The 24,864-nt window shown below is 65.0% G+C and carries 24 protein-coding genes; 16 read left to right on the top strand and 8 right to left on the bottom strand.

Annotated elements, in window-relative coordinates; genetic code table 11:
- Positions 1–136: 136 nt before the first annotated feature.
- Both xylA and GGQ64_RS13175 read left to right on the top strand, forming a co-directional pair.
- Entirely contained in the window at positions 137–1,447 is a 1,311-nt protein-coding gene (gene xylA / locus GGQ64_RS13180; RefSeq protein WP_183804916.1) for a xylose isomerase, read from the top strand.
- A 125-nt stretch (positions 1,448–1,572) separates the two neighbouring features.
- On the top strand, positions 1,573–1,824 hold the full coding sequence (locus GGQ64_RS13175; protein ID WP_183804914.1) for a GlsB/YeaQ/YmgE family stress response membrane protein: 252 nt from the start codon (positions 1,573–1,575) through the stop codon (positions 1,822–1,824).
- A 154-nt stretch (positions 1,825–1,978) separates the two neighbouring features.
- Here GGQ64_RS13175 and GGQ64_RS13170 read toward each other — a convergent pair whose 3' ends face one another.
- Entirely contained in the window at positions 1,979–2,998 is a 1,020-nt protein-coding gene (locus GGQ64_RS13170; RefSeq protein WP_183804912.1) for a substrate-binding domain-containing protein, read from the bottom strand.
- Positions 2,999–3,171: 173 nt separating this feature from the next.
- On the opposite strand from GGQ64_RS13170, the gene GGQ64_RS13165 reads away from it, so the two are divergent.
- The 6 genes from GGQ64_RS13165 to GGQ64_RS13140 all read left to right on the top strand — a co-directional run bounded on the left by GGQ64_RS13165 (position 3,172) and on the right by GGQ64_RS13140 (position 10,201).
- On the top strand, positions 3,172–4,698 hold the full coding sequence (locus tag GGQ64_RS13165; RefSeq protein WP_183804910.1) for a sugar ABC transporter ATP-binding protein: 1,527 nt from the start codon (positions 3,172–3,174) through the stop codon (positions 4,696–4,698).
- Positions 4,699–4,762: 64 nt separating this feature from the next.
- Positions 4,763–5,773: an ABC transporter permease gene (locus tag GGQ64_RS13160; RefSeq protein ID WP_183804908.1), complete on the top strand. Its 1,011-nt coding sequence runs from the start codon at positions 4,763–4,765 to the stop codon at positions 5,771–5,773.
- A gap of 68 nt (positions 5,774–5,841) precedes the next feature.
- Positions 5,842–6,786 carry a substrate-binding domain-containing protein gene (locus tag GGQ64_RS13155; protein ID WP_183804906.1) on the top strand — a complete coding sequence of 315 codons (945 nt, stop codon included), beginning with the start codon at positions 5,842–5,844 and terminating at the stop codon, positions 6,784–6,786.
- Between the two features lie 210 nt (positions 6,787–6,996).
- Complete coding sequence (locus GGQ64_RS13150) at positions 6,997–8,049, top strand: sugar phosphate isomerase/epimerase family protein (RefSeq protein ID WP_183804904.1); 1,053 nt, start codon at positions 6,997–6,999, stop codon at positions 8,047–8,049.
- Between the two features lie 204 nt (positions 8,050–8,253).
- Positions 8,254–9,438: a Gfo/Idh/MocA family protein gene (locus GGQ64_RS13145; RefSeq protein WP_183804902.1), complete on the top strand. Its 1,185-nt coding sequence runs from the start codon at positions 8,254–8,256 to the stop codon at positions 9,436–9,438.
- A 364-nt stretch (positions 9,439–9,802) separates the two neighbouring features.
- A complete protein-coding gene (locus GGQ64_RS13140) occupies positions 9,803–10,201 on the top strand; it encodes a GFA family protein (RefSeq protein WP_183804900.1) in 399 nt (132 codons plus the stop codon).
- A gap of 34 nt (positions 10,202–10,235) precedes the next feature.
- Here GGQ64_RS13140 and trhO read toward each other — a convergent pair whose 3' ends face one another.
- The 3 genes from trhO to GGQ64_RS13125 form a co-directional block, all read right to left on the bottom strand.
- Entirely contained in the window at positions 10,236–11,180 is a 945-nt protein-coding gene (trhO, locus tag GGQ64_RS13135) for an oxygen-dependent tRNA uridine(34) hydroxylase TrhO (protein WP_183804898.1), read from the bottom strand.
- A gap of 66 nt (positions 11,181–11,246) precedes the next feature.
- A complete protein-coding gene (locus tag GGQ64_RS13130; protein WP_183804896.1) occupies positions 11,247–12,149 on the bottom strand; it encodes a CHAD domain-containing protein in 903 nt (300 codons plus the stop codon).
- A complete protein-coding gene (locus GGQ64_RS13125; RefSeq protein WP_183804894.1) occupies positions 12,124–12,621 on the bottom strand; it encodes a CYTH domain-containing protein in 498 nt (165 codons plus the stop codon). Before GGQ64_RS13125 ends, GGQ64_RS13130 begins: the two co-directional genes overlap by 26 nt.
- A 202-nt stretch (positions 12,622–12,823) precedes the next feature.
- On the opposite strand from GGQ64_RS13125, the gene GGQ64_RS13120 reads away from it, so the two are divergent.
- The 4 genes from GGQ64_RS13120 to GGQ64_RS13105 all read left to right on the top strand — a co-directional run bounded on the left by GGQ64_RS13120 (position 12,824) and on the right by GGQ64_RS13105 (position 15,351).
- Positions 12,824–13,462, top strand: a complete 639-nt coding sequence (locus tag GGQ64_RS13120; RefSeq protein WP_183804892.1) for a 2-dehydro-3-deoxy-phosphogluconate aldolase — start codon at positions 12,824–12,826, stop codon at positions 13,460–13,462.
- A 144-nt stretch (positions 13,463–13,606) separates the two neighbouring features.
- Positions 13,607–14,347, top strand: a complete 741-nt coding sequence (locus GGQ64_RS13115) for a tellurite resistance TerB family protein (protein WP_183804890.1) — start codon at positions 13,607–13,609, stop codon at positions 14,345–14,347.
- A 99-nt stretch (positions 14,348–14,446) separates the two neighbouring features.
- A complete protein-coding gene (locus GGQ64_RS13110; RefSeq protein ID WP_183804888.1) occupies positions 14,447–15,139 on the top strand; it encodes a GNAT family N-acetyltransferase in 693 nt (230 codons plus the stop codon).
- Positions 15,136–15,351 carry a hypothetical protein gene (locus GGQ64_RS13105; RefSeq protein WP_183804886.1) on the top strand — a complete coding sequence of 72 codons (216 nt, stop codon included), beginning with the start codon at positions 15,136–15,138 and terminating at the stop codon, positions 15,349–15,351. The genes GGQ64_RS13110 and GGQ64_RS13105 overlap by 4 nt, the downstream gene beginning before the upstream one ends.
- A gap of 15 nt (positions 15,352–15,366) precedes the next feature.
- Here the strand turns inward: GGQ64_RS13105 and GGQ64_RS13100 are convergent, their stop codons facing one another.
- From GGQ64_RS13100 to GGQ64_RS13090, 3 genes are all read right to left on the bottom strand, one after another.
- Positions 15,367–16,446, bottom strand: coding sequence for a nickel/cobalt transporter (locus GGQ64_RS13100; RefSeq protein WP_183804884.1), 1,080 nt, complete (start codon positions 16,444–16,446; stop codon positions 15,367–15,369).
- Positions 16,440–17,081: a DUF1007 family protein gene (locus GGQ64_RS13095; protein ID WP_183804882.1), complete on the bottom strand. Its 642-nt coding sequence runs from the start codon at positions 17,079–17,081 to the stop codon at positions 16,440–16,442. The genes GGQ64_RS13100 and GGQ64_RS13095 overlap by 7 nt, the downstream gene beginning before the upstream one ends.
- Positions 17,082–17,188: 107 nt before the next feature.
- Positions 17,189–18,091, bottom strand: coding sequence for a LysR family transcriptional regulator (locus tag GGQ64_RS13090; RefSeq protein ID WP_183804880.1), 903 nt, complete (start codon positions 18,089–18,091; stop codon positions 17,189–17,191).
- A gap of 548 nt (positions 18,092–18,639) precedes the next feature.
- On the opposite strand from GGQ64_RS13090, the gene odc2 reads away from it, so the two are divergent.
- Positions 18,640–19,773 carry an ornithine/lysine decarboxylase gene (gene odc2 / locus GGQ64_RS13085; protein ID WP_183804878.1) on the top strand — a complete coding sequence of 378 codons (1,134 nt, stop codon included), beginning with the start codon at positions 18,640–18,642 and terminating at the stop codon, positions 19,771–19,773.
- A gap of 94 nt (positions 19,774–19,867) precedes the next feature.
- On the top strand, positions 19,868–20,458 hold the full coding sequence (locus tag GGQ64_RS13080) for a GNAT family N-acetyltransferase (protein ID WP_183804876.1): 591 nt from the start codon (positions 19,868–19,870) through the stop codon (positions 20,456–20,458).
- A 42-nt stretch (positions 20,459–20,500) separates the two neighbouring features.
- On the opposite strand, the gene GGQ64_RS13075 is transcribed toward GGQ64_RS13080, so the two are convergent.
- A complete protein-coding gene (locus tag GGQ64_RS13075) occupies positions 20,501–22,429 on the bottom strand; it encodes a hypothetical protein (protein WP_183804874.1) in 1,929 nt (642 codons plus the stop codon).
- A 427-nt stretch (positions 22,430–22,856) separates the two neighbouring features.
- Here GGQ64_RS13075 and GGQ64_RS13070 point away from each other — a divergent pair, with 427 nt between their 5' ends.
- Positions 22,857–23,555 (top strand): OmpW/AlkL family protein, encoded by a 699-nt coding sequence (locus tag GGQ64_RS13070; protein WP_183804872.1) that lies wholly within the window; start codon positions 22,857–22,859, stop codon positions 23,553–23,555.
- A gap of 159 nt (positions 23,556–23,714) precedes the next feature.
- Positions 23,715–24,749 carry a serine hydrolase domain-containing protein gene (locus tag GGQ64_RS13065; protein ID WP_183804870.1) on the top strand — a complete coding sequence of 345 codons (1,035 nt, stop codon included), beginning with the start codon at positions 23,715–23,717 and terminating at the stop codon, positions 24,747–24,749.
- Positions 24,750–24,864: the final 115 nt, after the last annotated feature.

Raw genomic sequence — 24,864 nt, 5'->3', positions numbered from 1 at the left:
AGAGGTGGGCATGCCGCGGCGCTGCCACATCCCTCTTCTCCCCACCGGGGAGAAGGTGCCGGCAGGCGGATGAGGGGGCTCCATCGTACACCGACCATGAGACAACGAATTCCAACATCCATCCAAGGAGGAACCCATGAGCACAGGCTTTTTCGGCGATACGCCCAAGATCAAATACGAGGGACCGGAGAGCACCAATCCGCTGGCCTTCCGCCACTACGACAAGGACGAGGTCGTGCTCGGCAAGCGGATGGAGGACCACCTGCGCTTTGCCGTTGCCTACTGGCACACCTTCGTCTGGCCGGGCGGCGACCCGTTCGGCGGGCAGACTTTCCAGCGGCCGTGGTTCGAGGACTCGATGAAGGCGGCCAAACTGAAAGCGGACGTGGCCTTCGAATTCTTCCAGCTGCTCGGCTCGCCGTTCTACTGCTTCCACGACGCTGACGTGCGTCCGGAAGGCAGGAATTTCGCGGAGAACACGAAGAACCTCAACGAGATCGTCGACCACTTCGAGAAGAGGCAGGCCGAGACCGGCGTGAAGCTTCTCTGGGGCACGGCGAACCTCTTCTCCAATCGCCGCTACATGGGCGGGGCCGCGACCAACCCGGATCCGGACGTCTTCGCCTTCGCCGCGGCGACCGTGAAGACCTGCATCGACGCGACGCAGCGGCTCGGCGGGCAGAACTATGTGCTCTGGGGCGGCCGCGAGGGCTATGAGACGCTGCTGAACACCGATATCGGCCGCGAGCTCGACCAACTCGGCCGCTTCGTCAACCTCGTCGTCGAGTACAAGCACAAGATCGGCTTCAAGGGCGCGATCCTGATCGAGCCGAAGCCGCAGGAGCCGACCAAGCACCAGTACGACTACGACGTCGCCACCGTCTACGGCTTCCTCAAGCGGTACGGCCTGGAAAACGAGGTGAAGCTCAATATCGAGCAGGGCCACGCCATTCTCGCCGGCCATTCCTTCGAGCACGAGCTGGCGCTGGCGAACGCGCTCGGCATCCTCGGCTCGATCGACATGAACCGCAACGACTACCAGTCCGGCTGGGACACCGACCAGTTCCCCAACAACGTGCCGGAAATGGCGCTGGCCTACTATCAGGTTCTCGCCGGCGGCGGCTTCACCACGGGCGGCACCAATTTCGACTCCAAGCTGCGCCGCCAGTCGATCGACCCGGAAGACCTCCTGATCGGCCATATCGGCGGCATGGACTGCTGCGCCCGTGGCCTGAAGGCAGCGGCGAAGATGATCGAGGACAAGGCATTGTCGAAGCCGCTGGACGACCGCTATGCGGGCTGGAACGGGGCGGAGGCGAAGAAGATGCTCGCCGGCGGCTTCAAGCTGGAAGACATCGCAGCAAGGGTGGAGCGGGACGATGTCAATCCCGAGCCGAAGTCCGGTCGACAGGAATACCTGGAGAACGTCGTCAACCGCTACGTCTGACGCGGACGGGGCCCCGATCGGACGGGGCCCCGTCTTTCCTGATCGAGACCTTTCCGTAGGTTACCGGTTGAATCGCGGACGGCGCGCCCTAGTCTCATCCTCAGCGTGCAACCCAGGAGGATGGAATGGAAGACGCAGGTATCGGCTGGATCGCAGCCATCATCATCGGCGGGCTCGCCGGCTGGCTCGCCGAAATGTTCATGAAGTCCAATATGGGCGTGTTCATGAACATCATACTGGGGATCGTCGGCGCTTTCGTCGCCAATCTCATTCTCAGCCTCGTCGGCGTATCGCTGGGCGGCTGGCTCGGATACCTGATCGCCGGCTTCATCGGCGCCTGCATCCTCATCGCCGTGGGAAGGGCGATCAAGCGATAGGGCATGCGGCTCTGCCGGGCGTCGACAGTGCCCGGTCGTTGCGTGCCGGTACGTCGCTTCAACGATCGTCTGCGGAACAATGCAATCCGACCGCCTCGGCGGCCGGATCTATGCCGGAAACGTCGTTACACTGACCGACCGTGGCCCGTTGGGGTCAGCGCTTGGCCGGTGACGTCACCGATCCGCGCACGACCAGGTCGGGCATGATCAGCACCTCGCGGCTTTCCGCCAGCGGTTGCGACAGGCTTTGCAGCAACAGCGCCATCGCCTGACGCCCGATCGCCGAGCGTGGCTGGCGGATGGTCGTCAGCGCCGGGTTCAGGTAGGTCGCCTGGGGGACGTCGTCGAAGCCGATGACGGAAAAGTCCTTCGGCAGATCGTAGCCGCGGGCGGACAGGCCGTTCATGACGCCAACGGCGGTCGCGTCGTTGACGCACATGAAGGCGGTCGGCAGCGTGTCGCGCATGAAGAGTTGCTCGACGGCGAGCCGGCCGCTTTCGATCGTGCCTTCGCCGTCGATGACCATGCGCTGCTCCGGCGGGATGCGTGCGGCGTCGAGGGCGAGATCATAGCCCCTGCGGCGCCTGAGATGGCCGAGCCGCGTCTTGCTGTCGCCGATGAAGGCGATCCGGCGGTGGCCGGCGGACAACAGGTATTCGGCCGCCTTACGGGCGCCGGCGGTGTCGTCGACGCCGACATAGGGGATGGTGCTGCCGAACACCGGTTCGAAGACGGCGACGGACGGCGGCAGGCGCTGCGTCATCTCCTGGTGGCCGAAGGGCGCGTGGCCGGTGAACAGCAGCAGGCCCGCCGCCTGGTTCGAGTTCAGGAACTTCAGGTATTCGAGCCCGCGCTCCGGATCGTTCTGGGTATGGCCGATGAGGACGCCGTAGCCGTGCGCGCGCGCCTCGTTCTCAAGTCCGATCAGGATGGAGGAGAAATTCGGGTCGCCGATGTCCGGCGCCAGCACGAGGATCATGTTCGACCGGCCCATGCGCAAGGATCGCGCCATGGCATTGGTCGTATATCCGGTGATCGCGATCGCCTGGTTGACGCGCTGGCGGGTCGACTTGGCGACCTTCTCGGGATTGTGAATTGCCCTGCTGACGGTGGCGATCGACACTTCCGCCAGGCGGGCGACGTCCTCGATCGTGGCAGGGGTCTGGATCGACACGTTGGCCTGATGTCCTTGCGGGTGGAATCGCCTGCACCCTAGAACCAAAGCGCCACTCTTTGAAAGCGGCATGGGTGTGGAATTCCCGCTGATGCACATGATGTAAACCTTTACATATGCGATGTAAAGGTTTACATACCGATCCCAGTGGTGGGGAGCCACAGGGAGGGAACATGGCGAACGATGGGGCGATCGCATCCGTGCCGGTGCTTGCAGCCGAGCGGATATCGAAGACGTTCGGCGAGGTTCAGGTTCTCTTCAGTGTCGATATGGACATCCTTCCGGGCGAGGTCCATGCGCTGGTCGGCGAGAACGGCGCGGGCAAGTCCACCTTCATCAAGATCCTGTCGGGTTTCCAGCCGCCTTCGTCGGGCCGCATGCTGCTCGACGGCGAGCCGGTGACGCTGCCGGCCAACAGCACCGCCGAGGCGCTCGGCATCATCCTCATCCACCAGGAATTCAATCTCGCCGAGCATCTGACGGTGACCGAGAGCCTGTTCCTCGGCCGCGAGATCGCCCGCTTCGGTGTGCTCGACCGAAAAGTCATGCGGGCAGAGACGCGCCGGGTGCTCGACGTGCTCGGATCGCGGATCGACGAGAACGCGCTGATCAGCTCGCTCGCTGTGGCCGACAAGCAGATGGTCGAGATCGCCAAGGCGATCAGCCGCGATGCGCGGGTGATCTTCATGGACGAGCCGACGGCCGTGCTGTCGCGCGAGGAGGCGGGCGTCCTGTTTGACCAGGTCCGCAAGCTGAAGGCCAAGGGCACGAGCTTCGTCTTCGTCTCCCACAAGCTCGACGAGGTGATGGAGATCAGCGACCGTGTCACCGTGCTGCGCGACGGCCAGTGGATCAAGACGGCGCCGACATCGATGCTCGACGGCGAGGCGATCGCCCAGCTGATGGTGGGCCGCGAACTCTCCAGCCTCTATCCCACCAAGCACGAGCCGGATGTCGACGAGGAGGTCGTCCTTTCTGTCCGCGGCCTGACCACCGGCTATGTGCAGGATGCGAGCTTCGAATTGCGCAAGGGCGAGGTGCTCGGCTTCTCCGGGCTGATCGGCTCGGGCCGCTCGGAACTGATGGAGGCGATCGCCGGCCTGCGTCCGCGCCTTTCCGGCGAGGTGTTTCTGCATGGCGAGCCGCTCGTCGCCGGCGATTTCCGCGAGGCGAACCGCCGCGGCCTTGCCTACATGACCAAGGACCGCAAGGGCGTGGGCCTTTTGCTCGACGAGGGGATGACGACCAACCTGACCCTGCAGTCGCTCGGCCAGCACCTGACGCACGGTTATCTCGACCCGGCAAGCGAGGCGAAGGCGATGGCACGCGCCAGGCGGCGCTTCGATATCCGCGTGCGCGATGACCGGGTGCGCGTCGGGCGCATGTCGGGCGGCAACCAGCAGAAGCTCCTGCTTGCCAAGGTCATGGAGACCGAGCCGCAGGTCATCATCATCGACGAGCCGACGCGTGGCATCGACGTTGGCACCAAGCAGCAAATCTATCATTTCATCGCAGCCCTTGCCCGCGAGGGACGCTCGATCATCGTCGTCTCCTCGGAGATGCCCGAGGTGATCGGGCTCTGCACGCGGGTGGCGGTGATGCGGGAAGGGCATCTGGTTGGCATGCTCGAGGGAGAGGAAATCTCCGAGCAGATGATCATGCGCTATGCGGCCGGCCTGAGGCGGAAGGCTGCAGGCTGAGCGCGCGCAAGGCAGACGACAGGGATTTTCGGCGCCTAGCGCCATCGGGAGGTTGACACTGGACATGAGCACGAACAGCGAAATCGAGGAGCGCGCGCCGCGGCGGCGCACCTGGCGGGACGTCGATCTCAGGGCGGTCGCGCCCTTCGCCGCGCTCATCCTGCTGCTCATCATCGGCGCCCTGGTCAACCCGAACTTCATCGGGCTGACCAACCTCGCCAACGTCGCCACCCGCAGCGCCTTCATCGCCATCATCGCCGTCGGCGCGACCTTCGTGATCTCGTCGGGCGACCTCGATCTTTCGGTCGGCTCTATGGTCGCCTTCGTGGCGAGCCTGATGATCCTGTTCATGAATTCCGGTGCGATCGCCGACCCGTCCTTGATGCTGGTCGCCGCCATGGTGCTGGCCGTCGTCATCGGCGGCGCGTGCGGTCTGCTGAACGGCCTGATCACCACGCTCGGCCGCATCGAGCCGTTCATCGCCACGCTCGGCACCATGGGCATCTATCGCGGGCTGACCACCTGGCTCTCCCAGGGCGGGGCGATCACGCTGCAGTCGTCCGAGCTGCAGGCGCTCTACCGGCCGGCCTATTTCGGCAACGTGCTGGGCGTGCCGGTGCCGATCCTGATCATCCTGCTGGTGACGGCGATTGCCGCCTTCGTGCTCTACCGCACGCGCTATGGCCGCCATGTGGTCGCCGTCGGCTCCAGCCGCGAGGTGGCGCGCTATTCGGGCATTGCGGTGGATCGCGTGCGCACCATCGCCTTCGTCATCCAGGGCCTGTGCGTCGCCGTCGCCGTGCTGCTCTACGTGCCGCGCCTCGGCTCCACTTCGGCCACGACCGGCATCCTGTGGGAGTTGCAGGCAATCACGGCCGTCGTCGTCGGCGGCACTGCATTGAAGGGTGGCGCAGGCCGCGTCTGGGGCACCATCTGCGGCGCCTTCATCCTGGAGTTGGTCGGCAACATCATGCTGCTTTCCAACTTCATCAGCGAATATCTGATCGGTGCCATCCAGGGCTCGATCATCATCATTGCGATGCTCGTCCAGCGCTCGCTGACGCGCAAATCGTGAACCGGCCGGGCTTGGGGTCGCCCGGTCGCCGCTTCATGGACCCCTTTGTTACCTCGGGAGGAAAAAGCATGCACAAGAGACTGATGGGCCTTGCGGTGGCCACGACGATGGCGTTCGGCACAGCCTACGCCCAGGACACGAAGACGATCGGCGTCTCGATCCCCGCCGCCGACCACGGCTGGACCGCCGGCGTCGTCTACCACGCCAACCGCGTCGCCGAACTGCTCATGAAGGAGCATCCGGGCCTGAACGTGATCGTCAAGACCTCGCCGGATCCGGCGACCCAGGCCAACGCCCTCCAGGATCTCGAGATCCAGGGCATCGACGCGCTCGTCATCCTGCCGACCGATCCGGATCCGCTGGTCAACGCGATCAAGGAAGTGAAGGGCAAGGGCACGTTCGTGTCGATCGTCGACCGTGCACCGTCGACCAACGACAGTTCCGTGCGCGACCTCTATATCGCCGGCAACAACGGCGCGCTCGGCGAAGTGGCCGGCAAGTACATCGCCGCGAACACGCCGGATGCCGAAGTCGTGGTCATCCGCGGCCTGCCGATTCCGATCGATCAGGAACGCCAGGACGGCTTCGACAAGGGCATCGCCGGCTCCAACGTCAAGGTGCTCGACCGCCAGTTCGGCAACTGGAACCGCGATGACGCCTTCAAGGTCATGCAGGACTACCTGACCAAGCACCCGAAGATCGACGTGGTCTGGTGCCAGGACGACGACATGGCCGTCGGCGTGCTGCAGGCGATCGAGCAGGCCGGCCGCACCGACATCAAGTATGTCATCGGCGGCGCCGGCTCCAAGGACATGATCAAGAAGGTGATCGACGGCGACAAGATGTTCCCGGTCAACGTCCTTTATCCGCCGTCGATGGTCGCCACCGCCATGGAACTGACGGCGGCAGCACTCTACGACCAGGTTCCCGTTCACGGCACCTACACGCTGGACGCCACCCTGATCACGCCCGAGAACGCGAAAGCCTACTACTTCCCCGACTCGCCGTTCTGATCCTTGATACGACGCCCGGGCCCTGTGGCCCGGGCGTCTTCCGCTTGTCTGTTTTTCGCCGGGCGACGGCCGTTGCCGGATGCGGGAAACGACGCTAGTTTCGTCCGCGGCAACGTTGCAGGTGGCGCAGTTTGCGCTGAGAGATGCCTGTGTCGCACATTCATAGAGAGACGCGGCCGGAAGTGCGGCACGCGATGCGAGGAGCACGGGATGAAGACGATCAAGGGGCCGGGCCTGTTCCTGGCGCAGTTTGCCGGCGATGCGGCTCCCTTCAATTCCTGGGATTCAATCACCAAATGGGCCGCCGACATCGGCTACAAGGGCGTACAGGTGCCGAGCTGGGACAGCCGGCTGATCGACCTGAAGAAGGCCGCGGAATCGAAGGCCTATTGCGACGAGTTCGCGGGTAAGGCCCGCGACAACGGCGTCGAGATCACTGAGCTCTCCACCCACCTGCAGGGCCAGCTCGTGGCCGTGCATCCCGCCTATGACGAGGCCTTCGACGGCTTTGCGGCGCCGGAGGTGCGCGGCAATCCGAAGGCGCGGCAGGAATGGGCGGTCGATCAGGTGAAGCTGGCGCTGACGGCCTCGAGGAATTTCGGGCTGGATGCGATGGCGAGTTTCTCCGGCGCGCTCGCCTGGCCCTTCGTCTATCCCTGGCCGCAGCGCCCGGCGGGCCTGGTTGAGACGGCCTTCGACGAGCTGGCCCGCCGCTGGAAGCCGATCCTCGACCATGCCGAGAGCTGTGGCGTCGACGTCTGCTACGAGATTCATCCGGGTGAGGACCTGCACGACGGTATCACCTACGAGATGTTCCTGGAGCGCACCGGCAACCATGCCCGCGCCTGCATGCTCTACGATCCGTCGCACTACGTGCTGCAGTGCCTCGACTATCTCGACAATATCGACATCTACAAGGACCGCATCCGGATGTTCCACGTCAAGGACGCCGAGTTCAACCCGACCGGGCGGCAGGGCGTCTATGGCGGCTACCAGAGCTGGGTGAACCGGGCCGGGCGCTTCCGTTCGCTCGGCGACGGCCAGGTCGATTTCGGTGCGGTGTTCTCCAAGATGGCGGCCAACGACTTCGCCGGCTGGGCCGTGGTCGAATGGGAATGCGCGCTGAAGCATCCCGAGGACGGCGCCCGCGAGGGTGCTGACTTCGTCAAGCACCACATCATCCGCGTGACCGAGAAGGCCTTCGACGACTTCGCCGGCGCCGGCACCGACGAGGCGGCCAACCGGCGCATGCTGGGGATTTGAGGCCCGGCAAGCAATGTAGGACCCGTCACCCTTGCCCCTCACCCTAGCCCTCTCCCCGCAGGCGGGGAGAGGGGACGTGGCCTGCTCAGACGTTCCGTCCGTGGCGAGCGTCGCGATCGTGGTCCTTCTCCCCGCCTGCGGGGAGAAGGTGCCGGCAGGCGGATGAGGGGCAAAGTCAGGCATAGATTTTTCAGGAGAACACGCATGGCCATCGAAGGAAGCACGACGGAAGCGCGGCAGCCGCGGATCAGGCTCGGCATGGTGGGCGGGGGCGCCGGCGCCTTCATCGGTGCGGTGCACCGCATCGCCGCCCGCCTCGACGATCATTTCGAGCTCGTCGCCGGCGCGCTGTCCTCGACACCGGAAAAATCCATAGCCTCGGGGCGCGAGCTCGGCCTCGATCCCTCGCGCTGCTACGGCTCGTTCAAGGAGATGGCGATCCGCGAGGCGAAGCTGAAGAATGGCATCGAGGCGGTGGCGATCGTCACGCCGAACCACGTCCACTACGAGGCGGCCAAGGAATTCCTCAAGCGCGGCATCCACGTCATCTGCGACAAGCCGCTGACCTCGACCTTGGGTGACGCGAAGAAGCTGAAGAAGCTCGCCGGCGAGAGCGAGGCGCTGTTCGTGCTCACCCACAACTATACCGGCTATCCGATGGTGCGCCAGGCGCGCCAGATGGTGAAGAACGGCGATCTTGGCACGATCCGGCTGGTGCAGATGGAGTATCCGCAGGACTGGCTGACCGAGGCGGTCGAGCAGAGTGGGTCGAAGCAGGCCGAGTGGCGCACTGATCCGGCCCGCTCCGGCGCCGGCGGCTCGACCGGCGACATCGGCACGCATGCCTACAATCTCGGCTGCTTCGTCTCCGGCCTGGAGCTGGAGGAACTGTCAGCCGATCTCGACAGCTTCGTTCCCGGCCGCAAGCTCGACGACAACGCGCATGTGATGATGCGCTTCAAGGAGAAGGACGGCGCGCGCGCCAAGGGTATGCTCTGGTGCAGCCAGGTGGCGCCGGGCCACGAGAACGGGCTGAAGGTGCGCGTCTACGGCACCAAAGGCGGCATCGAGTGGGTGCAGGCCGACCCCAACTATCTCTGGTACACGCCGTTCGGCGAGCCGAAGCGCCTGCTCACCCGGGGCGGCGCGGGCTCCGATGCCGCTGCCGCGCGCGTCTCCCGCATCCCCTCCGGCCACCCGGAGGGCTATCTGGAAGGCTTCGCCAACATCTACACCGAAGCCGCGCGGGCGATCTTCGCAAGGCGCAAGGGCGAGCAGATCGACCCGGCCGTGGTCTACCCGACCATCGACGACGGTTTGAAGGGCATGCTCTTCGTCGATGCCTGCGTGCAGTCGTCGAAGAAGAACGGGGCCTGGGTCAAGGTCTGATCGCCATTGCGCGTCTGGATCGTGCAGGGTGAGGGGAAGCTTGTCCTCACCGGCGCGCTTCGCCGTGCGGATCGCTCCTTGCCGCGAAGCGCGATAGCCCTGGCGTCTTCGGGGGCGAGCGGGCGGGGCGATGCGCATCGTCCACCGGTGGCGGCGCACGCGGACATTGCCGGCGCCTTTTCCGGCGGACCAAATGGAACTATCGTGATGCACCACATAATATAACGATTCCGCAGTTTCCGTTTTGGGGAACGCGCGCGACGCGGCCGAATGAGGCGGTGAGGAAGCGGCCGCGTAATTGCAGCGCAAGACGGGCGTATGCTGCCGAAGAGTCCATGGTTCCTGCAACAGGGAGGAGCAGGTGATGAAGGGTGGATGCCTTTGCGGTTCGGTCCGGTACGAGACCATCGCCGCCCCGCAGTATTCCGGGTTCTGCCATTGTCGCGACTGCCAGAAGGCGACCGGCACGGGGCACAGCTGCTACATGATCTTCAGCCGATCGGACTTTTCCTGGAGCGGCGACGTGCGATCCTACGCGGTGACCGGCGAAAGCGGCCAGCCCTCGTATCGGCACTTCTGCCCCAACTGCGGGTCCATCGTGCTCGGCTCCGGGCCGGACGGCGACGATCGCTGGACGATCTATGGCGGCACGCTGGACGACCCTTCGGAATTCGTCCCGCAGGATGCGATCATGACCCGCAGCCGCCAGCCGTGGGACCATATGGCGGGCAACCTTCCCGAATTCGAAGGCATGCCCGAATAGGGTCTATCCGGTGGGCTGAGGGTGCGGCCTCTGGCTACTTGCCGAGGTGCCGTTCGCCGCGCTTGCGGGCGAGATCCATCTGCAGCTGGCGCTGGCGGAAACGGGCGCGGTCTTCGTCGCTGCGGCTGTCGAAGCAGTGCGGGCAGGAGACGCCGGGCTCGAAGGTATCGGCCTTGATCTCCTCGGCGGTCAGGGGATGGCGGCAGGCGCGGCAGAGCGTGTGCTCGCCCTCCTGGAGGCCATGGGTAACCGAGACGCGCTCGTCGAAGACGAAGCAGGCGCCCTCCCACAGGCTCTCGTCCGCGGGCACGTCCTCCAGATATTTCAGGATGCCGCCCTTGAGGTGGTAGACCTCGTCGAAACCCTGCTCCTTCATGAAGGCGGTCGCCTTCTCGCAGCGGATGCCGCCAGTGCAGTACATGGCGATCTTCGGCTTGTTGTGCAGGCCGGTATGGTTGCGCACCCAGTCCGGGAACTCGCGGAAAGTCCTGGTCTGCGGATCGACCGCGCCCCTGAAGATGCCGATCGCCGTCTCGTAGTCGTTGCGGGTGTCGATGACGATCGTGTCCGGATCGGAGATCAGCGCGTTCCAGTCCCTCGCTTCGACATAGGTGCCGACCACCTGGTTGGGGTCGATGTCCTCGACGCCCATGGTGACGATCTCCTTCTTCAACCGCACCTTCATGCGCAGGAAGGGCATCTCGGCTGCGTGACTCTCCTTGTGCTCCAGCGTGGCGAATTCGGGCTGGGCGCGCAGGAAGGCGAGGACGGCGCGGATGCCGTCGGCGGGCCCGGCGATCGTGCCGTTGATGCCCTCATGGGCGAGCAGCAGCGTGCCGCGCACGCCGTTTTCCTCGCACAGCGCCTGCAGCGGCGCGCGCAACGCGGCAAAGCGCGGCACGGAAACGAAGTGATAGAGGGCTGCGACGAGGAAGGATGCTTCCGTCTGCGGCGCCGGGTCGGTCTGAATCTCGGTCATGGCCGCTGGAATACAGCTTTGCGCGTTGCGGTGCAATCGGCCCCGTTGCCGCGATGTCGGCCGGCTTCAGGCCGCATGCCGCCACAGAAGCTCGATGCGGCCGGCATCCTCGCGGGTGTCTTCGGGAAAGAGCAGTTCGGCCAGCGGCAGCGCTTCGGTACGCAGGCGGTTGCCCTCGGCGATCATCACGGCGAGCAGGTGCGTCAGATCCTTCGGCGTGCCGATCTCGCCCGGATGGGCGTCGGCAAAGCTCGTCAGCAAGGCGATGTCCTGGTTTTCGCCCAGCAGCGTGACGAGCGCCTTCGCCTGCTTGCGGGTTCCGTTCAGGGCCGCCGGCCAGGCCTCAGCGAGGAAGCGGCAGTGCACCCATCGGTCCTGCGTGCGCTTGCGCAGCGTGTGGTAGCAGTCAGGCCCGCCGGTATCCCTCGCCCGCCGGAGCGCCTCGGCGGCCTTCCGGCCGGTCGACCGCCAGCCGTGGCCGAGGATTTCGGCGGCGCGCTTGTGGCCCCCGTCCATGCGCAGACGTCCCGCGGCCGCCAGCGCCTCCTTGCAGGTGGACACGGCCTCTTCCATCAGTTCCTTCGTCACGGCGGTGTCGGCCATCGCGTCGCGGCGCGTCACCAGCTTCGCGTGGATGCGTTCCAGCGCCATGCGCTCCTCGACGGTCGAGGCGGCTTCGGCGAGCCTGCGCGCCGTTTCCACCAGCGACGTCGCGTCGCGGCTCGCCGCGAGGCTGCGGCCGAGCGTTCCGATCCGCTTGTTCTCCCGTTTCTGGAAGGCCTTGTCGGCGGCGGCCACCAGCCGGTAGAGGCTGCGGACGCGCTTGAACTGCTTGCGGGCGGTGTGGATGGCTTCGTGCGGTCCCTCGGGCTGTTGCTCGAGCGCGTCGAGCGCCCGCGAGAGATATCGGGACGCAACGCGACGGACTTCGCTTTGAAGAGATTTATCCGCTTTGAGACTGAGGCTCATGAGAGGACCGGAGCGCTCCTTCGGACAGGGCCATTGCCTGGTTGGAGTAACGGTAGTCGCCGGTCACCTCCCGTCCAACCCAATCGGGAATTTCCGGCTTGTCGGTCTCGTCGCGCAGTTCCACCTCCGCCACGACGAGACCGCTGTAGCGTCCGCCGTAGACGTCGACCTCCCAGGTGAAGCCCTTGTGCTCGACCTCGTGGCGCACCTTCTCGATCACCGTGCCGATCGCCTGGCCCAGCATTTCCTCGGCGACGGCCGGGTCGATCTCGAATTCGTATTCGTCGCGGGAAAGTGCCGTCTGCCCGATCTTGAGCGTGAGGCAGGCGCGCCCGTCACTATAGGCACGGACCCGCAGGGACCGATCGTCCATCGTGGCGAGATAGCCCTGCTTGATGGAGACGCCGGCGTCTGCCGAAAGACGCCACCGCTTGCCGGAAACCAGAAATTTTCTTTCGATTTCTTTGGCCATGCCACTCGCTTTCGCATTGTGGTAGTCGGTTGAACAAACTGTACACGATGAGCCTGTCATGGCAAGGCGCGAAAGGATCCGGTGCCTGCCGGCCCTGTCGTGATCCGGTTCCGCGAGGCTTCGCATCGGGCCTTTTTTCTCGACACGAGCGGCTCGAAAAGGTATTCCAGCGCCAGATTCAATCGTTTTAGGGAATGCGCCGATGGCCGAGAAAACCGAAAAGCTCCTGTCCGTGCTGAAGCTGCAGCCGGTGGTTCCTGTCCTGATCATCGACGACGTGGCGACAGCGGTCCCGCTGGCGCGCGCATTGGTCGCAGGCGGCCTCAAGGCGATCGAGATCACGCTTCGCACGCCGGCCGCGCTGGAAGCGATCCGCCGCGTCGCCGACGAGGTCGAAGGCGCTGTCGCCGGCGCCGGCACGATCCTGAACGCGGCGCAGTTCGACGAGGCGGTCGAGGCCGGTTCGCAGTTCATCGTCAGCCCCGGCACCACCCAGGAACTGCTGGATGCCGCCTCGCAATCGCCGGTGCCGTTGCTGCCGGGCGCGGCGACCGCCAGCGAGGTCATGGCGCTGCGCGAGGAGGGTTACGAGGTGCTGAAATTCTTCCCCGCCGAACAGGCCGGCGGCGCATCCTATCTCAAGGCGCTGTCCTCGCCGCTCGCCGGCACGCTGTTCTGCCCGACCGGGGGGATCTCGCTTGCCAACGCGAAGGACTACCTGTCGCTTCCTAACGTCATCTGCGTCGGCGGCTCCTGGGTCGCGCCGAAGGATCTGGTCGCAAAGGGCGACTGGGCCGGCATCACCAGGCTCGCCGCCGAGGCGGCGCAACTGAAGGGCTGAGCCGGGGACGCCGAAAGGCTCCTGCGCCACCGGTCGCCGCGCGGCTCTTGCGTGCGGCGATCACGATTTCGAAAGCCACGGTTTGTAATCCGGCCTTGCGTGCCTATCTGTCACTCCGGCTCACACTGGAAGGGAGAGAACACGATGTTCGATGCGAAAAAGTTGCTGGATCAGTTTCTCGGATCGCAGATCCCGGGCGCGGGCGGCACCGTGCGTGATCGCGCAGGCCAGGTGACGCAGGCCGCCAAGGACAACCCGCTTGCAGCAGGCGCCATCGCCGGCGTGCTCCTCGGCACGAGCGGCGGCCGTCAAGTTGCAGGCACCGCCCTGAAGCTCGGCGGACTGGCCGCGATCGCCGGCCTCGGCTACCAGGCCTACAAGAACTACAAGGCCGGCCAGGCTCCCGCAGCGCCGGCGCCGGATGCCGAGCGGCAGCCGGAGCTTCTGCCGCCGCCATCCGATTCCGGTTTTGCCACGCAGGCCGTCAGCGACGATTTCGCGCTGACGCTGATCCGCGCGATGATCGCCGCCTCCCGCGCCGACGGACACATCGACGCCGGCGAGCGCGCGCATATCATGGACAAGCTCAAGGTCTCCGGCCTCAGTGGCGATGCGGCCGCCTTCCTGGAGAAGGAACTCGCCGATCCGACCGATCTCGACGGCATCGTCGCGGCCGCCAAGACCGAGGAGCAGCGGGTGGAGCTCTATACGGCCTCGCGGCTGACGATCGAGCCCGACAGCCGGGCCGAGCGTGGCTATCTCGACCTGCTCGCCGGCCGCCTCGGACTGCCGGATGCGCTCGTCGATCACATCGAGGCAACCGTGTCCTCGGCGAAGGTTCCAGTTGACCCCAACTCTGGCCCCAGTTCCAGTCCCTGGGCCTGATCGTCCCATCAGCACTTTGCATTTGTTTCCCGGCCGTCGCTGCCCTATGCCTCTTCTGCGCGCGAAGCGGCGGCAATCCGGGGAACGGGGGGAGAAGGCATGCACGATCTGAAGCACTGGACGGCGCGGCCGGCGCCGGCTCCCGTGACGCTCGAAGGGCAGTACGTCCGCGTCGAGCCCTATGATCGCGCGCAGCATCTCGAAGCCCTGTGGGACGGCTTCGGCGGATTGTCGATCAATCCGCTGCTGAAATATTTCACCCAGGACGAGTTTTCCGGCATCGCGGATTTCGACGCCTGGCTCGCCTCGGTTCAGAAGGGCGGCTGGGTGACGGAGGTCTTCCGTGACAAGGCGAACGGCAAGGTCATGGGCATGGCGAACTACATGCGGCCGGATCCTGCCAACGGCGTGGTGGAAATCGGCGGCATCGCGCATGGCCCGGCGATGGCGCGTTCGCCGCTGTCGACGGAAGGCCAGTACCTGCTCGCCAAGCATGCCTTCGAGGATCTCGGCTATCGCCGCTACGAATGGAAGTGTCACAACCTCAACGAGGCGAGCAAGCGCACCGCGCAGCGGCTCGGCTTCAGTTTCGAGGGCGTCTTCCGCCAGCATATGCTTTCCAAGGGGCAGAACCGCGACACCGCATGGTTCTCCATCATCGACAGCGAGTGGCCGGTCACGGCGAAGGCCTTCGAGGCGTGGCTGTCGCCCGCCAATTTCGACGCGCAGGGAAACCAGAAGCGGCGGCTGGAAGACATCCGGGCAGAGCTGAAGCAGGCGGGTGCGCCATGAACGGAGACGAGAAGGGAAATCGATCCTCGGCGATCGCCGCCGCCGTCATCCTGCTCGTCACCGGGCTCGCCTTCTTCTTCCTGCCGGGCGTCATGATCTCGCTCGGCAGTGTCTCGCCCTGGCTTGCGGCGGCTTTGGGCACCGCGCTCGTGCTCGCCTTCTTTCTGCTGTTCTGGCTGAGGGCCCGCCACCAGAGGCGCAGGGGCAGATAGGGACGCTCCTCCGGCTCAGCCCTGCAGCGAGGCTCCGAGCAGCACCAGCCCCAGCACCATCACCAGCAGCGCGCCGAGGATCTCGATGGCATTGCCGACGCGGAGGGCGGCGCTGTCGCCGCCCGCAAGGCGCATCGCGACACCCTTTGCGGTGACCGCCAGCGTAGCGAGAGCCGAGACCGTGATGGCGGTGCCGATCGACATGGCTATGACCGAGAGCAGGCCGCCGAGATAAAGTCCGTTCAATAGCGCAAAGGAGAGCACGATCAGCGCGCCCGAGCATGGGCGCAGGCCGACGGCGACGATCGCCGACCAGGCCTCGCTGAGCGCGAAGCGGTCGCCCTTCAGGAGTTCGGGATCCGGCGCATGGGTATGGCCGCAGGTGGCGCAGACTTCACCCGCTGCATGCGAATGCTGAGCATGGGTGTTGTGCGAATGGGCGTGGCCATGTGCATGCGCGCCATGGTCGGCAAGGGCATGCAGGTGGCGGCCGTGGCCGGCGGTGTCGGCCAGGCCCATGGCATAGGCTTCGACCGGGGCCGTGGAACGGGACCGGCTCCGCCAGAGCTTGCGGTAGAGCAGCCAGGCGCCGAAGGCCGCGATCAGTGCGTAGCTCGTCGTCTCCAGCACCCGGGTGGCGTCCGTCATCGAGATGGCGGTTCCGCGCAGGACGAGATAGGCAGCACCGACGAGCAGGATGGCGACGATCCCCTGCAGCATCGACGAGATGAACGACAGCAGCACGCCCCGCTTCAGCTCGATCTCGTTTGCCAGCATATAGGAGGAGATGACCGCCTTGCCGTGGCCGGGGCCGGCGGCGTGAAAGACACCGTAGGCAAAGGACAGCCCGACGAGGGTGGAGGCCGCCCACGGGTTTTCGCGCATGTTCTTCAGCGCACCCGTGAGCGCGTGATAGAAGGCCTGCTGGTGGGCGTTGATCCAGGCGAACAGGCTGCCGAACATGCCGGTGGTATTGAAGCCCGGCTCGGCGCTGCCGATGCCGAGCGGCGACTGCGCGATCGCGGCCCCGGCACCGGCCAGGAAGGCGAGCAGGGCAAGGGCTGCGGCGGGCTTGGCATGTCGAGGTCTCAGCATGTCACTTCCAGTCTCGTCGCAAACAGCCTCGACATGTCGGTGCCGGTCGGGTCGTTCCAGAAGGCGTCGGTCAGCGTGCCTTCGTTCTGCGCGAGCACCTCGTCCGGGTCCGGCCGCACCACCTGGTGCTTGCAGGCGGAAAACCTGTCGCCGACCACCACCATGTTGTCGTCCGCCGGAAAATCCATCGAGGCATACATCGTCGGATCATAGACGCCGAATGTCAGCTTGCCCTTCAGAGGCATGGCCTGGCCGGGCTTGAGCGTAAAGAACATCAGAAGCTGGCCGTCCTGGAAATCGACGTTGATTGCGTCCGGCTTGCCGACTTTCACGTCCTTCCCGTCTTCGGTGATCGTCGTGTAGTAGCTGAACTCCTCCAGCGATTCGAGAACGGTCTGGCCCACCTCGGCCAGTTCGTCCGGGTCGAGCTTGAGGTTGGAGTTCTTGTCGAAGTCGAGAACGACGCTCGAGGAGAACATCTCGTCGAACCGCCAGACATTGCGCAGTTCCGACACCGTGCCGTCGTCGCCGGCGACGACCTCGAGCCGCGCCTCGGCGAAGATGTGCGGATGCGCCATGGCGGCTGCCGGCGACAGCCAGACGGCACCTGCGATGAGGAGGGGAGCGTGCTTCATGCGCGAGGGTAACCTCTCGTCCGGCCTTGAGGATTCGTTACCGAATGTACCGCAATTGGGCCGGAATTGGGACTTCGGCCGGGCGCGAATTGTCGCGCCCCGCGCATTCAGGCGCCGTCGCCGTTCTTCCTGAACCAGTTATGCAGGAAATCCACGAAGGTGCGCACCTTCGCCGGCAGGTAGCGGCGGTGCGGATAGATCGCGTAGATGCCGCGGTCGGCGGGCAGGTAGTCGTCGAGGATGGAGACGACGGCGCCCGATTCGAGGCGGCTGCGCGCGATGAACTCGGGTACCTGCGCAATGCCGAGGCCGCTCTGGGCGGCGCGCACGGCGGAGGTCGGGCTGTTGACCTCGATGTGCCCGCTGACGGGCACGCTGAAGTTCGTTCCCTTGGCGTCGATGAAGCGCCAGTTGCTGTGCGACTTGCCGTTCGTGTCGATCACGCAGGGAAGGCGGGAGAGCTCGGAGGGGTGGGTGATCGGGCCGGTCTTTTCCAGGAATTCGGGTGCCACGCAGATCTTCAGGTAGAAATCGCCGAGCTTGCGCGCGATCAGGGTGGAATCCTCCAGCCGCGTGATGCGGATCGCAACGTCGAAGCCTTCCTCGACCAGGTCGACGAAGCGGTCGTCGGAAACGATCTCGAGCGACAACTCGGGATGCTCGCGGCCGAAGTCGATGAGGGACTGGCCGATCTCGGCATCCACGAAGGTGCGCGGCGCGGAGATCTTCAGCTTGCCCTTCAGGTCGGTGTTGTTCTCGCGGACGAGATCGGCGAGGTTGTCGATCTCCTTGAGGATCTCGGAGGCCGTGCGGTAGTAGGTGTGGCCCGCTTCCGTCATCGAGAACTGGCGGGTGGTGCGGTTCAGGAGAAGCGCGCCGAGCTCGTCTTCCAGTTCGCGGACATACTTGGACAGGAGCGCCTTGGACTTGCCGACCTTGCGGGACGCTGCGGAAAACCCCTCTGCATCCACGACGTCTATGTAGGCGCGAATGCGGGTCAGCGTATCCATGCAATGAGTCCTTGCTGCGATGCCGTATCGGATGCGGGAACCGAAATGTCGTGGGCTGTACGAATTTTTTCAATAGCGGGGCCAAAAAACTCTTGATTGCGACAGGGAATCTTCTTATCTCCGCCCTTGCCCAAAGTCGCACGTGCCTGTGGGTGTCCGCCGACCCTCGAACTGGGATCAGTCCCTAAGGTGAGGTCATCGGTAAGGTACCTGGAACTAACCGCTCCAGTCGCTATTCCGGCCAACCGGGAAATGCGAGGACATCTTGAAGCAACGACGGTGCGGGCCTTTCTGGTGTCTGCCGGCTTTCCATCAGCCGGGGTTACTGAAGAGGCACACCTTCATTGCCGGAAGTGCGGTTGGGATACCCCCACCAATCCATGGCAGACAAAGCCGAATCCGAGCCTAGGCAGGCTCAGGTTCACCGTTCGCGCACTACGCGCATGCTTGGTTCCGGGGTCTCCACCGGCTGGTTCCATCGCATGATCGCGTATGCCCTTTGTCCTCCGGTTTTCTGGCCGGAGCCTTGGATCATGGGGACTACTGAAATGGCGACTGCACGCATTATCGACTTCCTGAACACCCGACGTCCCGACGGCCCGTGCCTCGTGGTCGACCTCGATGTCGTGCGCGACAACTTCAAGGCGTTCCGCCACGCGCTGCCCGACAGCGCGATCTACTATGCCGTCAAGGCCAACCCGGCGCCGGAAGTCCTGCGCCTTCTCGCCAGCATGGGCTCCAACTTCGATTGCGCGTCCGTCGCCGAAATCGAAATGGCGCTCGATGCCGGCGCGACGCCTGCCCGCATCTCGTTCGGCAACACGATCAAGAAGGAGCGCGACATTGCCCGCGCCCACGGGCTCGGGATCAGCCTCTTTGCCGTCGACAGCCACGAGGAGGTCGAGAAGATTTCCCGTGCCGCTCCGGGTGCGCGCGTGTTCTGCCGCGTGCTGACGGACGGCGAAGGTGCCGAATGGCCGCTGTCGCGCAAGTTCGGCTGCGTGCCGCAGATGGCCGTCGACGTGCTCGTCTACGCCCACCAGCTCGGTCTCGTCTCCTACGGCGTCTCGTTCCATGTCGGCTCGCAGATGACGAAGGTCGATGCCTGGGATTCGGCGCTCGCCGATGCCAAGCGCGTCTTCGTCCAGCTTGCCAAGCAGGGCATCGAACTGAAGATGGTCAACATGGGCGGCGGCTTCCCGACGAAGTACCTGCGCGACGTGCCGGCGGCCGAAGAATATGGCCAGGCGATCTTCGGTGCGCTGAAGAAGCACTTCGGCAACCACATCCCGGAGACGATCATCGAGCCGGGCCGCGGCATGGTCGGCAATGCCGGTGTGATCAAGGCCGAGGTCGTGCTCGTCTCGAAGAAGTCCGACAACGACGCGCATCGCTGGGTGTTCCTCGACATCGGCAAGTTCGGCGGCCTGGCCGAGACGATGGACGAGGCGATCCGCTACCCGATCCGCACGGCGCGCGACCAGGACGAGATGGAGCCCTGCGTGATCGCCGGCCCGACCTGCGATTCCGCCGACGTGCTCTACGAGAAGAACATGTACCCGCTGCCGATCACCCTTTCGATCGGCGACGAGGTGCTGATCGAGGGCACCGGCGCCTACACGACGACCTACTCGGCCGTCGCCTTCAACGGCTTCGAGCCGCTGAAGTCCTACGTGATCTGAACCGGTCGAGGCAGCTCCCGCGGCAGGCGGGAGCGCCACTCACAATGAAATCCGATGACCGCTAGTGGCGGCAATTGAAGTTCGGGAGGCCGGGATGGCCACTGTTCTTGGTTCTGTCCGCGCGTTTTTCGCGCAATCCGCATTCGCAATCGACCGGGAGAATGCCGGCGACGTGCTGGCGCGTGAGCGCCTGCTCGACCATGCCATGGGCGAGGGGCGTTTCCGCAAGTCGTCGGAGAAGCTGCGCCGCGGCCGCGTGCCGGCGGAAGGTCTGGCGCTCGTCGCCCGCGATGGTGACGGCCACGTGATCGGCACGGTGCGGCTCTGGAACGTCGAGGCCGGGGTCGACGCGTCGGGCAATCCGGTGCCGGCGCTGCTGCTCGGCCCGCTCGCCGTCGATCCGGCCTACGAGGGCACGGGCATCGGCTCGGCACTGATGCGCGCGGCGATCACCGAGGCCGCACAGCGCGGCCACGGCGCGGTGCTGCTCGTCGGTGACGCGGCCTATTACGAGCGTTTCGGCTTCTTTGCGGCCAAGGCCGCCCATCTCGTCATGCCCGGTCCGTTCGAGCGCCATCGTTTCCTGGCGCTGGAACTCAAGGACGGCTGGCTGGACGGCGCTGCCGGCCTGCTCGTCGCCGCCGGGCGCCGGCTCGGGCGGGGCGAGCTTCCGAAGGCTGCCTGACTGGCTATTGCCCTTCGACTGTTCGCCTTTGGCCGGGGCGGGTCAGATCATCGGCCCGCCATAGACGAGCGATGCCTCCCGTGACGCCACCTCGCGCGGTTCGCTGTTGCCGGACCGCGCGACGATCTCGCTGAAGCTTCGCTGGAACACCTTCAGCGCCACGAGGCTGTAGCAGGCGACGGCCACGAAATTGTGCCAGAAGGCGCGGGGCTGCTCGGCATAGCTCGGGTTGACGAGCAGGCACAGGACCTCGACCGTGAGAATGAAGATCAGCGGATAGACGATGTACCTAGCGCTTTCCGTTCGGCCTTCATCGATGAAATCGGCGATGATGCATGTGCTGATGCCGTAGGCAACCGCAACGAAACCGAGGATGTAGCGGAAGAACATGTCGCTGGCGATGATCTCCGGCGTCATCTTGTCGAGGTCGTTCACGCCTGGACCAAGGTAGTAGTAGATGATGAACGATACCAAGAGCGGCATGAAGGCCGCGAGGCTGCCCCACCAGACGATGGCCAGGTAGTTCGCGAACGGGAAATTCCAGATGCTGGTAAACCTCTCCCAGTTCTCCTCCTCGATCCGCAGCGAACGCAAAAACAGGGCGATCAGGCTCGTGAGGGCAAACATGGCGCCCACCGTGAGCGCAGTGATCAGCCCGCTCTTGATGATCGTCGTCGCGTCGGTCCGGGCGATCGCCTGTCCCCAGTCGACTGCAGGCTTTGCGGCCTGTGTCAGGACTTCCGTGATGTAGAGGTAGATGCAGAGCGGAACGACGCAGCCGACGAAGCCGATGCCGATCGCAAGCAGCGCCGCATTGCTCCAGGGATAGGTGGGGACGCTGTCGTTGACCAGCCTGAACAGGGTTGCCAGAACGGCGTCGGGCTTCTTCGCCGCCGGAAGCATGCCTGGGGCAGCGCCCCTCTTGATCGTCAGTGCTGTTTCGCGATCGTTGCGGGCGAGGATCGCAAAGAGGGCGGAGAGGCGCTTTGCGCCGGTTTCGCATTCGCTCGCCAGCAGCGACCAGCGCTTCACCAGTTCCTCGTAGTTCCTTGCGGCTTTAAGATCCTTCTCGTCGACGGAATCATTCAGAGCGCGGACCAGTGCCTCCGCATCGCGGTTCAGCTTCTCGCCGGTTTCTCTTGAAAGATCCTGCGCCGGATCCTCGATGTTCGAGTTCGCCAGGATCTCCCTGACCTGCGGCGATTTGAGCGTCGTCGAGACGAGCGTCTCGATCTCGTTTTCCAGCATGTCGGATTTTGGCCGCAGGACCTGGATGATCTCCCGGTACTTCTCGTATTCCTCCTTCGACCAGATTCGTTCGCCGCGGATCGTCAGCCCGGCGAACAGCCGCAAGGCGATGCAGTTGCGCCCCATCAGCGTCGCCTGGTCCTCGTTGAAGCCGAGGCTGAGCAGGAGGTTGCGGATGCGCCAGAACTTGCGCATGTCCCGCCTGTAGTCCGGCGAGTCCGCCACCAGCGTCTCTATGTCGTTGCGCGACAGGCGCTGCACGCGGGCATAGAATTCGCCGGGAATGCTGGCGACGCGTTGGGCAAGTCCGCGCAGCATCGCCTCGATCTGGGCGACCATCGGCACTGAAGGCAGAATGCCGACCACAATCAGGGCCGCGCCGAAGGGCCAAGCCATGCCCTGGAAGGGGGCCTGCGCACCGGTCGGATCGTTGGCGATCAGCAGCACGACGGGCTTGGCCGTGCACATGAAGAGATACAGGAACTCCAGGAAGATCAGGTAGAGCACGAAGGACCGGTTGAAGATCGACCGCCCGACGATGTCGCCCATCGTCAGCATCTTGGTGAAGTCAAACTCCTCGCCTTTCGGCGGCCGCGTGAATTCCTCTATGCGTTTCCTCGCATAGAGCGCGATCACGATCGCGCCCACCGCAAGCGACAACGCAAAGGAACTCTGCTCGCTGAGAAAGCCAGCGACCTGATCCTGTGCCGGAGCGGTTGCCATTGTCGCTTATGTGCACTGGCTGATGCTGGGATTGCACGGGCTTTGGGCCTGCACGCTTCCGCTTGCAACCAGGGCGCCGACAAGGATCAGACCGAATACCAGAAGTGAGACTTTGAAAGGCACCGCAAATATTGCCATGGCAGCCTCCACGCAAAACAAGGGAATATGATCCGTCGCTTATAAAACAAAGTCAACTTATACCTGCGAAGTACCTCTTTCGGTTGCGGTGCACGGCCCGTCCCCCCGGTCGGCCGGCAGGCCGAGGGGAGCGTGACACATCGGCCACGGTCGCTATGCGTGCGGCAATGTCGCGGGCAGACAGTGCTAAAGTATTGATCCATCTCAACTCCGTCTCGTTGCCGCCGACGATAGTGGCCACGGTGCAGCGCTTCGAGTCGCTGTCGTTGATCGACGAAGGAGAGAAGAGATGTCGAACACCCTGACCCGCCCCTTGAGCCTTGTTGCGGCCATAGCACTCGTGGCGATCGGGCAGGCTGCTGCGGCGGCGGACCTGACGCCACCGGCGGCCGCGGCGGCGGAGGCGGAGGCGGCGGATATCCAGGCCCTCGGTCCCTGGCAGATCCGTCTGCGTGCGTTGGGCGTGATTACCAACAATTCCGGCCGCGTGAACGGCATCGACGGATCGGATCTCTCCTACAGCGACACGATCGTTCCGGAACTGGACATCTCCTACTACTTCACCGACAACATCGCGGCCGAACTGATCCTGGGCACAACCTATGCCAATATCGACGCTGCCGGCTCGATCGATGCACTCGGCAAGGTCGGCAAGACGTGGCTGCTGCCGCCGACGCTGACGCTGCAGTACCACTTCACCGATTTCGGCGCGTTCAAGCCCTATGTGGGCGCGGGCGTGAACTACACGCTGTTCTACAACCAGTCCGGCAAGGGCGCGTTTTCGGACCTCGACGTCAAGAACGAGTTCGGCGCGGCCCTGCAGGTCGGCTTCGACTACATGCTCGACGAGCACTGGGGCGTGAACTTCGACGTCAAGAAGCTGTTCCTCGAGCCGGAATGGAAGGTCAAGCTCGACGGCGCGCCGTTGTCGGGCAAGGCCAAGCTCGACCCCTGGCTGATCGGCACGGGTATCACCTACCGCTTCTGAAGACGCTCTTCCGGGAGGGACGCGGAAGAGCCGCGGTCGCCAAGCGGCCGCGGGGCCGGCGCGCAGACGAGGTCGCGCCGGCCATCACCGCATTTCAAAAGCGCGTGATGCCGACCCACGGGCCACGATTTCGGCGAAGCCGTGTCCTAGGTGTCCGTCATGAACAGACGAACCCTCCTTGCCGCCCTCGCGCTCACCGCCACCGTGGCCCCGTCCGCCGCCTTTGCGCAGGTGCAACCGTCCACGCAACAGCCGGCGGTCGATGCGGCGGCACTGTCGCGCGTCCTCGACGAAGCGCAATCGCTGCCGGCGCTTAGGACGGTCATCGTTTCCCGCAACGGCGCGATCGCAGCGGAGAGGGGCTATCGCGGCCACAGGACCGATGAGAGCACCAACATCAAGTCGGCGTCGAAGAGCATCGTTTCGGCCCTTGTGGGTATCGCCATCGGCAAGGGGCTGCTCGAGGGCGTCGACCAGCCGATCGCGCCGATCCTCAGGGCCGACCTGCCGGCGGGGCCGGATCCGCGGCTGGCGCGGGTCACGATCGGCCATCTCCTTTCCATGCAGGCCGGGCTGGAGCGGATGTCGGGGGGCAACTACGGTCGCTGGGTGTCGAGCCGGAACTGGGTGCGGACGGCGCTGGCGGCACCGTTCGTCGACGAACCCGGCGGTGCGATGCTCTACTCCACCGCATCGACGCATCTGCTCTCGGCGATCCTGACCAAGGTCGGCGGCAAGCCGACGCTGGCGCTGGCGCGCGACTGGCTGGGACCGCTCGACGGCTTTCGCATCGGGGCGTGGGAACGCGATCCGCAGGGCGTCTACCTCGGCGGCAACCAGATGGCGATGAGCGCGCGGTCGCTGCTTGCCTTCGGCGAACTCTACCGCAATGGCGGGCGGACACCGGAGGGCGAGCAACTGATCCCGGAGGACTGGATCCGCCAATCCTGGCAGTCGCGCACCCGTTCGCGCTTCTCCAACGACGGCTACGGCTATGGCTGGTTCGAGCGCGTGATCGGCGGCAGGACCGTTCACTTCGCCTGGGGCTATGGCGGGCAGATGCTCTACATCGTGCCGGATCTCGGGCTGACGGTGACGATGACCTCGGACGAAAGCGGGCCTTCCGCGCGCAACGGATACCGCGACGACCTGCATGCGCTGCTGGCGAAGATCATCGGCACGGCGGAGAGCTGACGCGCGCTGCACAAATTGACAGGGGCTGCCCGGACGTGTACCCAATCGCGCAGGGTGAGAGCCCCTGCCGTCCGCAAGCGCAAGCTTTGGTGAAGTCTCTCGTACAAGCACACGG

Origin of the sequence: Mycoplana azooxidifex (assembly GCF_014196765.1) — a bacterium.
Lineage (GTDB): Bacteria > Pseudomonadota > Alphaproteobacteria > Rhizobiales > Rhizobiaceae > Mycoplana > Mycoplana azooxidifex.
This window is presented reverse-complemented; position numbering and strand designations above follow the sequence as displayed.